The sequence below is a fragment of the Brevibacillus brevis NBRC 100599 genome (genome assembly GCF_000010165.1).
In the GTDB taxonomy this organism is placed as follows: Bacteria; Bacillota; Bacilli; order Brevibacillales; family Brevibacillaceae; genus Brevibacillus; species Brevibacillus brevis_D.
Genome location: NC_012491.1, coordinates 1,963,622 through 1,974,937, shown reverse-complemented (window position 1 = coordinate 1,974,937; position 11,316 = coordinate 1,963,622). Strand labels below are relative to the sequence as shown.

11 protein-coding genes are annotated in these 11,316 nt (G+C 47.8%); 2 read left to right on the top strand and 9 right to left on the bottom strand.

What is annotated here, in order from left to right:
* Positions 1-202 precede the first annotated feature (202 nt).
* From BBR47_RS09700 to BBR47_RS09685, 5 genes are all read right to left on the bottom strand, one after another.
* Complete coding sequence (locus BBR47_RS09700; RefSeq protein ID WP_012685596.1) at positions 203-715, bottom strand: adenine phosphoribosyltransferase; 513 nt, start codon at positions 713-715, stop codon at positions 203-205.
* Positions 716-727: 12 nt separating this feature from the next.
* A complete protein-coding gene (gene recJ, locus BBR47_RS09695) occupies positions 728-3,076 on the bottom strand; it encodes a single-stranded-DNA-specific exonuclease RecJ (RefSeq protein WP_012685595.1) in 2,349 nt (782 codons plus the stop codon).
* Positions 3,077-3,240: 164 nt separating this feature from the next.
* Positions 3,241-4,158, bottom strand: coding sequence for a protein translocase subunit SecF (secF, locus tag BBR47_RS30255; protein ID WP_012685594.1), 918 nt, complete (start codon positions 4,156-4,158; stop codon positions 3,241-3,243).
* The gene (gene secD / locus BBR47_RS30250; protein ID WP_012685593.1) at positions 4,148-5,386 is read right to left on the bottom strand and encodes a protein translocase subunit SecD; all 1,239 of its coding nucleotides are present in this window, start codon (positions 5,384-5,386) and stop codon (positions 4,148-4,150) included. Before secD ends, secF begins: the two co-directional genes overlap by 11 nt.
* A gap of 185 nt (positions 5,387-5,571) precedes the next feature.
* Entirely contained in the window at positions 5,572-5,808 is a 237-nt protein-coding gene (locus BBR47_RS09685) for a post-transcriptional regulator (RefSeq protein ID WP_012685592.1), read from the bottom strand.
* 88 nt (positions 5,809-5,896) lie between these two features.
* Between BBR47_RS09685 and spoVB the strand changes: the two genes are divergently transcribed.
* Complete coding sequence (spoVB, locus tag BBR47_RS09680) at positions 5,897-7,483, top strand: stage V sporulation protein B (RefSeq protein WP_012685591.1); 1,587 nt, start codon at positions 5,897-5,899, stop codon at positions 7,481-7,483.
* A gap of 9 nt (positions 7,484-7,492) precedes the next feature.
* On the opposite strand, the gene BBR47_RS09675 is transcribed toward spoVB, so the two are convergent.
* Together BBR47_RS09675 and corA are read right to left on the bottom strand one after the other, a co-directional pair.
* Positions 7,493-8,200 (bottom strand): DUF421 domain-containing protein, encoded by a 708-nt coding sequence (locus BBR47_RS09675; protein WP_012685590.1) that lies wholly within the window; start codon positions 8,198-8,200, stop codon positions 7,493-7,495.
* 68 nt (positions 8,201-8,268) lie between these two features.
* Positions 8,269-9,246 carry a magnesium/cobalt transporter CorA gene (gene corA, locus BBR47_RS09670; protein ID WP_007717563.1) on the bottom strand — a complete coding sequence of 326 codons (978 nt, stop codon included), beginning with the start codon at positions 9,244-9,246 and terminating at the stop codon, positions 8,269-8,271.
* Between the two features lie 130 nt (positions 9,247-9,376).
* Between corA and BBR47_RS09665 the strand changes: the two genes are divergently transcribed.
* Positions 9,377-9,784 carry a TIGR04086 family membrane protein gene (locus tag BBR47_RS09665; RefSeq protein ID WP_012685589.1) on the top strand — a complete coding sequence of 136 codons (408 nt, stop codon included), beginning with the start codon at positions 9,377-9,379 and terminating at the stop codon, positions 9,782-9,784.
* Positions 9,785-9,833: 49 nt separating this feature from the next.
* On the opposite strand, the gene yajC is transcribed toward BBR47_RS09665, so the two are convergent.
* Both yajC and tgt read right to left on the bottom strand, forming a co-directional pair.
* Entirely contained in the window at positions 9,834-10,154 is a 321-nt protein-coding gene (gene yajC / locus BBR47_RS09660) for a preprotein translocase subunit YajC (protein WP_012685588.1), read from the bottom strand.
* 18 nt (positions 10,155-10,172) lie between these two features.
* A complete protein-coding gene (gene tgt / locus BBR47_RS09655) occupies positions 10,173-11,303 on the bottom strand; it encodes a tRNA guanosine(34) transglycosylase Tgt (RefSeq protein WP_012685587.1) in 1,131 nt (376 codons plus the stop codon).
* Between the last annotated feature and the right edge of the window lie 13 nt (positions 11,304-11,316).

Below are 11,316 nucleotides of genomic sequence, written 5' to 3'. Positions count from 1 at the left end.
TTCCTATACGTCTAGAAAACTTGGGCGTTGCCAAGTCTTTTGGCGCAGGCGAAGGCTTACTTGCACGTATCATGTCTGTCTATTTCATACTATTATCTTGTATGTCGTTCGTCTTGTAAAGCTGAATTCCCCTGTAAAGTATGTACAGCCGCAGAAAAAAGAAAAAAACGGGCATTTCACCCGTTTTTCCTTGTTGCATCAATTAATATTGAACGAGCGATTTGATAGGAATTTCACCTATTTTGCTACGTCCATCCAAGTAGGACAGTTCGATGAAGAAGGCAGCTCCTACTACTTTGCCACCGAGTTGCTCAATCAAATTGATTGTTGTCTCAATGGTTCCACCTGTCGCCAGCAAATCGTCTGCAATCAGAACACGCTGACCTGGTTGGATAGCATCCACGTGTACAGCCAGCGCATCTTTTCCATACTCCAGGTCGTAATTCGCCTTGATGGATTCATATGGCAGCTTGCCAGACTTGCGGATCGGTACAAAGCCAATTCCCATTTCGTACGACAATGGCGCACCTACTACGAATCCACGAGCTTCTGGACCCGCAATTACGTCTGCTTGTACTTCACGAGCGAAGACAGCCAAGTCTTGGATCGCAGCTTTGTAAGCAGGGCCATCCTTCAAGAGAGTAGTGATGTCCTTGAAACGAATACCTGGCTGTGGAAAATCTGGGATAACACGAATGTATTGTTTAAAATCCATGAAAAATTCCTCCTAAACGGTGGTTGGTTCCACCAATTGATGAAGCGCTTGAATCATTGCATCGGAAGAAGAAAGTAATAAATCCGTCGCGAGCTGTGCCTCTTCCTTCCAATTCGCGTAGAGCACAGAGCTCTCGAGTGGCCTTTTGGCAGTGTTGGCTTGCAGCGTGTACTGCTCGGCCTCCTCCGCTAAAAACTCCAGCTCCATAAAAATGGCGATCATGCCGTCCAATAGATTTCTTTTCCATTGCAGCTTTCTGGCCAATGCATCCATATGGATTTTTTTAACAGTTGGCACTTGCACGAAAAACTGGTACAACTGTTTAAAATGATCCCGGCCCGGACAGGAAAGCCGCTCCATTCCTAAATCCGGATCACCAAACAAACAGTATATGCGCTCCGCTTGTTTGAGCAAGACACGAACCACTTCCAATTCGGAACGGCGCGTCGGCAAATCATACAAAATCACGTTGGAAGAGGCTGTGATATTCGTCCCCTCTCGACCAACCACGATCAAGGAATTCACCTGATCGCTTGTCGCCTTCGCTGCCAATGGTTCATAGCTTTCCTCGCGAAACAGAATCGTCACCGAATTGGACTCCGTCATCACTTGCTGCCATTTCTCTATCTTGTCACGACTGCCTCGCCAGTCAAACACTTGCTGGTGTCCAACAGACAAATCACGGATCGTCAGCTGAGGCTTTCGATTTCCGTTCCATTCGTTTACAGACAACTCTCCCAATACGTGAAAACGTGCCTTGGGCGTTACTCTCTTTGTTACATGTGCCCAGTTGAAGCCAATTGCATCCAAAGAGGTTCCCGCTTTGTTCAATGTACACTTCAAATGATTGTCATCTCGCCCAATGGTGCGCATCCCTTGTGTTTCTACTTCTTCTAACAAAACGAGCGGTGTTGGATTCCCCATGCCATATGGGGCGAGCTGTTCGAGTTGCTCTGCTGCGGTCAAGCTGATCTCTTCCATACTCATCGCAACGTCCACTTTGGTCATCGGTGTGAAGTCTTCGGAGGACAACCACTCTCCAGCGAGCTCGTTCAATTTTTGGCGTAATAAGTCGAGATTTTCTACAGGCAAGGTCATCCCTGCTGCCATTGTATGACCGCCATAGTGCGGTAACCATTCCTTGCAAGCAGTCAAACCTTCATACATATCAAAACCTGCAATGCTCCTCGCCGAGCCTTTTGCCGTTCCTTTTTCCGGATCGATGCCAAGCACAATCGTTGGACGGTAAAAAAGCTCGACCAATCGGGAAGCTACAATCCCTACCACGCCCACGTTCCAGCCTTCTTTAGCCAGAACGAGAACATTGTTCTGGTCTGGCGGATACAGCTCATTCACCATCTGGACAGCTTCCTCAGTCATCGCTGCTACGATTTCCTGACGTTCGCGGTTTAAGTCGTCCAGCGCCTGGGCACATTTCTCTGCTTCGTCCATGTCTGAGGTCGTCAGCAGTTTCACAGCGGATTCAGCCGTCTCCAGCCTTCCACTCGCATTCAGACGCGGTCCAAGCGCAAAGCCCACATGTCCAGCAGACAGCTCAGTATCGGCCAACCCACAAACTCGGATTAAGGCTTGCAGACCAAGGTTCCTTGTATGATTTAAGCGCTTTAATCCTGCTCGAGCAAGAATGCGATTTTCATCTACCAACGGCACCAGATCCGCTATCGTCCCCAATGCAGCCAAATCAGCCAAATGCAGAGGCGGCTCCTTCAGTAAGGCATGCCCTACTTTAAAGGCGACCCCCACTCCCGCCAACATATCAAACGGGTACGAACAACCAGGCTTCTTGGGGTTAATCACAGCAAATGCCTCCGGGATGACTGCCGGAGGTTCGTGATGGTCGGTTACAATGACGTCAAGACCCAACTGGTTCGCGTACGCTACCTGTTCGACTGCACTGATCCCTGTATCAACAGTGATGATCAGTTTATAGCCGCTTTGATGCAGATGCGCCAAGGCGTCTTTATGTAACCCATACCCTTCTGTAAAACGGTTGGGAATGTAGTAGTCAAAAACAGCGCCGAGTTGGCGCAGTAGATGTACCATTAGCGATGTGGAGCTAACCCCATCGGCGTCGTAATCGCCGTATATGCAAATCGGTTCTTGCCTTTGAATGGCTTGTTGAATGCGATGCACGCTTTGTTCCATTCCATCCAGCAAGAAAGGGTCATGAAACAATTCTGGACCGGCTTGCAAAAAATCACGAGCCTTTTGTGATGTATCAATGCCACGTATCACCAGTAGCTTGGATACGAGCGGAGTAAGCTGGCAATCTGCGGCGATACTAGCAGCAAGCTGCTCATCATAGGTGGCCAGTTTCCAGCGTGTTTTCGCTTTCAGCATGGGCTTTCCTCCAATCCTCATTCATTATAGTGGATGGAGCAGGAAGCTGACAACTGCATAAAACATACCGTTTTATGCAAAACTCTCATACGGCTTCAAACTGCGGCAAATACAGAAACAGAGAATAGAAAAACCGCAGGGTTCACCTGCGGTTTTGTCCACCTTTACATTACTTCTTTTTTCTTTTTCATATTCCGTTCTTTCAAATTCACCCATACTTGGGCTGCAATAAAGATAGAGGAATACGTACCACTCACCAGACCGAACAGCAGGGCCAAGGAGAAGTTCTGAATGCTCTCGCTTCCCAAAACAGCCAGTGCAAGAGCTGTGAAGAATACAGTCGCTACCGTGTATACAGAACGGCGCATCGTTTGCCACAGCGACACGTTCACCAGATGTTCCAGTTCAGGAATTGTCTTGGATTTCATCGTTCTCAAGTTCTCCCGAATCCGGTCAAAAATAACGATTTTATCGTTAATCGAGTAACCCAAGATCGTCAGAAGCGCGGCGATAAAGGTAATGTCTACCTCCAACCCGAGGATAGAGAACAACGCAATCGGAATAAACACGTCATGCGCAAGCCCCACGACACACGCAATACCAAACAGCCATTGGAAGCGGATCGCGATGTAGATGGCAATTCCCACAGCAGCAATCGCAACCGCAATCGCCGCTTTTTGCACCATCTCTTGCGCAATACTCGGATCAACCGACGAAACCTGCTTCGAGACCTGCTGACCGTATTTTGCTTTGAGAGCCATTTCCATTTTCATCAGTGTGTCGGATGAAATGGTTTGGTCAAAACGTGTGTAGGCTTGATTTTCACCATATGGAGTGACCTTACTGAAATTCACATTAGGAACCTCTTTTTTGATCACTTCTTCTACATCTGTCGGATTGAATGTTTTTCCAATAAACATATCTAAGCGAGTTCCTGCCTTGAAGTCAACGCCCAGGTGAAGACCTTGAAATAGCGTAAACAGAAGGCCGATGATAATAATCACAGAGGAAGCGATGAAAAACTTCCTGCGATTTTTCACGATGTCAAATCTGATTACAGTATGGTCTTTATCATAGCTCACGGATCTCACTCTCCTTTACCCCGAACCAGAACGGCTTTTTAAACATGTTGGAACGGACAACCAGCCAGAGGAGGAAGCGGGACCCAAACACGTTGGTAATGATACTTACGATAATCGTCATCGCTAATACAACAGCAAAGCCTTGTACGGAGCTCGTCCCGAAGAAAAACAGAACGCCCGTTGCAATCAGTGTCGTTACATGAGCATCGATAATCGTAATCAAGGAACGACGTTCACCTGCACGGAAGGCAGAGAGGACTGTCTTGCCAGAACGGATTTCTTCCTGGATGCGCTCATAGGTAATGATGTTGGCATCCACGGCAATCCCTACGGCCAAAATAAATCCAGCAATACCTGGCAGCGTCAGCGTTGCATGCATCCAGTCGAGTACGACCATACAAAAATAGGTAAATCCAGCCAAGGTAATGTTTGCAATCATACCTGGCATACGGTAAACAACTAGCATGAAAATAAAGATCAGCGCAGCCCCGATATACCCTGCATACATGGTTTTCTCCAGAGCCAGGGTTCCCAAGGAAGCACCCACGGAGGTTACTTGCTTCTCAACCAGTTTGGCTGGCATCGCACCGGAATTCAGCAGATCAGCCAATTCCTGTGCCGATTCCTGTGTGTAATTTCCAGTAATTTGCGCACTACCACCAGAAATGACCGATTGAATGGTCGGATTAGTTTGCATCGTCTCATCCAAAAAGATCGCCATTGGCTTGTGCAGGTTTGCACGTGTAGCTTCTTCTAGCTTCTTCGGGTCAGAGAATTTCAGGGTAACGAGCGGGCGTTTCAGGTCGTCATAACCAACTGCTGCCCCGTTTGGAGCCAAGTCACTTCCCTGTAACATAATCTTGCCATTTTCATCACGGAATGTCAGATGAGCAGGCTTCCCGATCAACTCGCGAAGCTTGTCCTGATCTGCTGATTGTGATGCGATTTGAACACGAATCCGGTTTGGCAATTCGGTAGTGGTGACTGGCTCAGCTACGCCACCGATGTTAATCCGTCTTTCAATCATGTGAGCTGTTGATTTCAAAAGCTCGATATCAACTTTGTGCCCAGCCTCGAGAGGCTCTACCTCATACAGAATCTCAAACCCGCCCTGCAGGTCCAGACCGAGTGTGATGTTTCCTGCCACCTGCTTGGTCGTAGTTGCTACAAGCGTAGCCAAAAGCCCTACAACGACCAGAAACAGGAGGAATCTTCCCCATTTAACCATAGTAGTAATACCCCTCTTTCCTAACAGGGTCCCGTCCTAGACGAGAAACCAATATGCCCATTATAACGAAGTACAAAAAAACGTGTCAATTATTGCTGGGAATGTAAACCATGGTAACCAACCCCTTGCGTTTTTCGCGACATGTACGTATACGAAGAGGGCGGCCGGAAGTTTCTATAAACTCACTAAGAATTTTTGTACATTTGAATCATGAGGTAATTCATGTACTTGTTAGTCTTCAAGGACAAAATGTCGTTGACAAGCTGGTGTATCGGTGGCATTTCCTTATAGCCATTCGTGACGCATTCCCAAACGTCTTCAGGCGCCACGTTGTCGTAACCCAAAAGAGCAAATTCCTCTGCCTTGCTTACACAGAGACTTACGACTTGCCCATACCATTCCTGTTTTTGCGCTTGGTCCATCCCAATTTTCCCCCTCAAAGTAGTCATGCCGACAGCGGCACGTCCATATTCTTTACTGAGTGAATTTATCCTTGCAAAGGAGCCTTCCATGAAACAATCCTTCTTTTACGGAACGGTCATCCTCATTATTGCTGGTGGCATCACCAAAGTGTTTGGCTTTGCTCACAGGATCGTGTTGTCGCGCATTATCGGAGCGGAAGGAATGGGGCTTTATCAGATGGTTGTGCCCCTTTTATACTTTCTGATTACGGTGACGACATTCGGACTTCCGGTTGCCATTGCAAAGCAAGTGGCAGAGACGGAAGCAGCTAATAATCCGCGGCTGACTCGCCGATTTTTGTTACTAGCCTTGTCGGTTGCCGGCGGGATTAGCCTCTTCATTTGCGTCCTGCTTCTCTTGTTCTCACAATGGATTTCCGGAATGCTATTCGCAGACCCTCGTGCACACATTGTTCTGCTAGCAGCCATTCCGGTCATCCCGATTTCCGGCATTTCCCTTGTCCTGCGAGGATACTTCCAAGGCAAGCAAAACATGATCCCTACTGCCGTCTCTCAACTTGTGGAGCAAGTCGTCCGAATGGCACTGGTCGTTGTCATGACGATGTCGTTTCTTTCGGAAGGCATTGAGTACGCCACAGCAGGGGCTGTCGCCAGTATTATTTTTGGAGAAGCCGCCGGACTCTTGTACATTCTCTGGCAGTATCGCAAAGGCAGCAAAAAAGCAGCAGCTCAGCTTCTGGATAAGCCTCTTCTCATGACGGTTTCAGCAAGCAAAAAGAGCTTGTCGCAACTCATTCATGTCGCACTCCCTGTCACGCTTAGCCGCGTCATCGGCTCCATTGCTTACGTGCTTGAGCCGATGCTCGTACCGTACGCGCTCGTTATTGCAGGCTTTACCACCTCGACTGCTACTAGCTTGTACGGACAGTTTGCCGGAATGGCCGTTCCTTTGGTGCTTTTTCCCACTTTTTTAACGTATTCCTTGTCCGTTTCCCTCGTTCCTGCCGTAGCGGAAGCGGCCTATCAAAAAAATGCTCCACTCGTGCATCGCCGCATTTATCAAGCCATGCGGATAACACTCGTCATTGGAGCACCTTGTACCGTCTTACTCACTATTTTTGCAGAACCCTTATGTGTCCTGCTCTACGGCAATGAGTATCGGGAGGTTGGCGTGCTGCTAAAAGAGCTGGCACCGTTCTCCGTCTTCCTGTTTTTCCAAGCCCCTCTTGCCGCCGCTTTGCAAGGTCTCGATTACGCTCAGGTCGTCTTTCGAAATACACTGATCAGTGCCATCATCAAAACTGTCGCCATGTTTTTTTTCACGGCACATCCATCATTCGGTATTCACGGCGCTGTCATTGCTCTTAATATCGGCATTACGCTTGGGACGCTATTGCATTTTGCCAGCCTGATCAAAAAAATTGGTTTTACGGTCGACCTTCGGGAATTCGGCAAAATCGCGGTTGCCATGCTGCTCATGGGTTATTCCGGTTCCTACATTGCCAAGCACTGGTTTACGGACATTTCGATTGGACAGCTATTGACCGCAAGCACCTTCATTAGCATGTTGCTGTACATTGTCCTACTCGTCGCCATGCGCGTCTTGGGGAAGCAAGACGTCCGGCGCATTCCGTGGATCGGCGAACAACTCGCCGCATTCTTCCCTCGCCGTTAGCACTTGTTGCTACGGCTTATCTTTTTTGTCCAAATACATGATGCCACGCTCGTCAATGCTGCAAAAAGAGACTTCTCGAATGTCTTTAATACCGTATTTCCGGATTTCTCGTTTCAGCCATAGCTCGTTTTGTCCGATCTTGCTCAATGCCTCCGTTCGCACCTTGCCATCGAGAATCAATGGGATGGGCAGGCCTTTGTATGAGACAGGACCGACCTGTAGCTTCTTCATCAACGCGAGATCTTCCCTCGTAACCTTTTCTTTTTGCTCCTTTAAAAACACACTCATCTGTCCAGTTGGCTCCAACAACGCAAATTCAACATCGGCAATGTTTTTTACGTCTTTTTGCCGCAGATGTACCATCAAATCATCCATATTCAAGCGATTGCGACGCATCGCCTGCTCCCTGATTTGCCCATTTTCTATAATCAAATCGGCAGAGCCGTCCACAGTATCGCGGAATTTCTTGCTTTTTAATGACAGATAAGCGAAGGCGACTTCCAATAAGGCAATCAACAGCATCGGCAAATAAAACCGAAGAGCAGGCTTATCGACATCCTCAATCGCCAGTGCAGCCATTTCTGCAAGCATAATCGAGATGACCACATCAAAAACGGACAGCTTTCCCAATTCCCGCTTTCCCATTAACCGCACTAAGATCAGGAGGAAAAAATACGAGAAAAGGGTGCGAAGTAACACCATAGTAAGATCATCCACTTACGCTGCCCCCCAAAGAACATTTGATACTAGTGTTCAACAGGGGGCAGGGAAAGTATTAGCACCAATTACAGCCACTTTCTCTTGCGGAAAATGTGAAGCATGGCAAACGTCATGGCTAGCATAATTACGAGTGCCACGATCAGCATATACGGTTCTGCTTCTTCACCCAGCCATGCGAAAGTATTCATCCCGAATAGTCCGGTGATAAATGTCAACGGAAGGATGATTGTGGAGATGATGGTAAGAACCCGCATCGTCTCGGTTGTTTTGGCGCTAATGATGGTGTAGTACGTATCCAACGCACCGTTAACCAGATCACGGAAGGTTTCCGTTGAATCCGAGATCCGTTCCAAGTGGTCTGTTAGGTCGGTGTAGAACGGAACGTTTTCCTCGGAAATGTCGAAGGAGTAACGGCCGTTGACGTTCGCGAAAATTCTTTTTTGCGGCATGATCACACGCCTGATTAAAATAATCGTTCGCTTCAACGCCAGGAACTCTTCGGTAATTTCCTCCATCTGATGTTCATAAATCTCGTCCTCCAGCTCGTCAATCCGCACACTAATCCGATCAATAATGGGAAAATATTCATCGGTAATCCCGTCTACAATGGCATAAAGCAAATAGTCAGGACCTCTGTTCAAGTAAGAAATGTTGCGGTGACACATGGCAGCGATCCGACCGATGGTATTCATCGGGGACTTGTGGATCGTCACGATGTAGTTAGGGCCGAGAAAAACGTTCAGTTCTACCGTTGTGATCTCGTCGTCACTTTCTTCATTGTAACGCAGGGCGTGAAAAACGAAGAAATAGTAGTCATCGTACTTGTCTACCTTGGCACGTGGACTGACGTGCAGGCAGTCCTCAATTGCCAGCGGGTGAAAGTCAAAAATCTTGGCAATATAGGGCAGTTCATTGTTTCCCACATCATACAGATCGATCCAGAGCAAATCCTCTGGTGATTTCAGCCATTGATCCTTCGTTGCCAGATCAACGTCGTGAAACATTTTCTGTTCAGAGTGGTTATAAAAGTACGTTTTGATCAATCTTTCTCACCCCCGTCTCGTTCCCCATCCATCATACGAAAATTCCTTTCAATGTTCAACGCGAAGATGAATACGTGAGCCAAGCCTCTCATATAGATGTACAAACACTTCCAATAAGGGGGTACATACCGTGCGAAGTGCATCCACCTCTGTACTGACCGGTCTATTGTATACGACATGTCTTGTTTTAATTGGAGCGTTGCTCGCGACCCTGCTTCTTAGCTTCACCTCGATACGAGAAGGCACGCTGCCCTATTTTACGTACGTAATCAATGCCATTGCCCTCTTGGTCGGGGGATACGTTACTGGTCGACGTTGCGGCGGCAAGGGCTGGTATTATGGCGGACTTACCGGACTCACGTACTTCCTCTTCATTCTCTTGATTGGCTTCCTCGGCTTTGACGCCCCGATGCAATGGGGAACCTTCCTGTTCTTGTTCGGTGCTTTTGGAGTGGCTGCATTAGGTGGGATTCTCGGTGTGAATTCGGCAAATTCCAACAACAAGCATAAACCTAAAGTTATCAAGCCACGCCGCTAAAACAAGATAGAAAAAAGCAGGTGGATCACCCACCTGCTTTTCGCATGTATTATTTGGATTCTTCTTTTGTTTCTTCGCTCTTCGTTAGTTCAGTCTTAGCAGGTTCGTTGCTGGAAGAAGCTACGTTGTTGATCGCTCCACGATCGAAAGTAACGTTTACGTTGTGAGCAATCCGCAACGTAACAGTATCATCAGACAGTTCTTGGATTGTTCCATGCACTCCACCGATTGTTACGATCTTGTCGCCTTTTTTCAGAGCACCAAGCATAGCGTTGCGTTGTTTTGCCTTCTTTTGTTGCGGACGAATCAGCAAGAAGTAAAAAATCGCAAACATGATGATAATCGGTAAAAACTGAGTCAAGCCATCCATGAAAAAAATCCCCCTCGATTAAAAAGATCTATCTTCACCCAATCCATATTGAGCGAAAAACTGGTCGCGGAAATCTTGCAAGCGGTCTTCGGCAATCGCCTGACGCACCTGTTCCATTAACTTCACCAAGAAGTGCAGGTTATGGTAAGTAGTTAATCGGATACCAAAGGTTTCCTCCGACTTGACCAGGTGTCGGATGTAAGCACGTGTGTAATTTTTGCAGGTGTAGCAATCGCAATTTGGATCAAGCGGGGTAAAGTCGCGCGCGTATTTTGCATTACGGATGACCAGTCTTCCCTGGCTTGTCATGCATGTCCCATTGCGGGCAATTCTTGTCGGCAACACACAATCAAACATGTCGATGCCGCGGATCGCTCCCTCGATAAGAGCATCTGGTGAACCAACCCCCATCAAATAGCGGGCTTTGCTTGTCGGAAGCAGCGGAACAGTATGCTCCAGCACTTCGTACATCAAAGGAAACGGTTCTCCCACGCTCAAACCGCCGATCGCATATCCTGGGAAATCCATGGAAACGAGATCTCGTGCACTTTGTGCGCGCAAGTCGTTGAACATTCCACCTTGAACGATCCCAAACAGCGCTTGCTCGTTTGGACGAGTATGCGCCTTCAGGCAACGCTCTGCCCAGCGGGTTGTTCGCTCCATTGATTTTTTTACGTAATCGTACTCCGCAGGATAAGGAGCACACTCATCGAATGCCATGAAAATATCGGCACCCAACGCGTTTTGAATCTGTGTCGCCTCTTCAGGACCAATAAACAGCTTCTCTCCGTTTAGGTGGGAACGGAAGGATACTCCTTCCTCCGTGATCTTGCGGAGGTTACTAAGGCTAAATACTTGAAAACCGCCGGAATCAGTCAGAATGGCACGGTCCCAATTCATAAAACCGTGCAGTCCGCCTGCCTCGCGAACAATTTCATGCCCTGGACGAAGAAACAAATGGTACGTATTACTGAGGATGATGCCCGCACCAATCGCTTTTAACTCCTCGGGGCTCATCGTCTTTACTGTCGCTTGTGTACCGACAGGCATAAAGACAGGGGTGTCAATCGTCCCATGAGGTGTATGTAGCTTACCGAGACGTGCACCAGTTTGTTTGCATGTTTTGATTAACTCGTAGCGTACAGCCAAATCTTTGCACTCC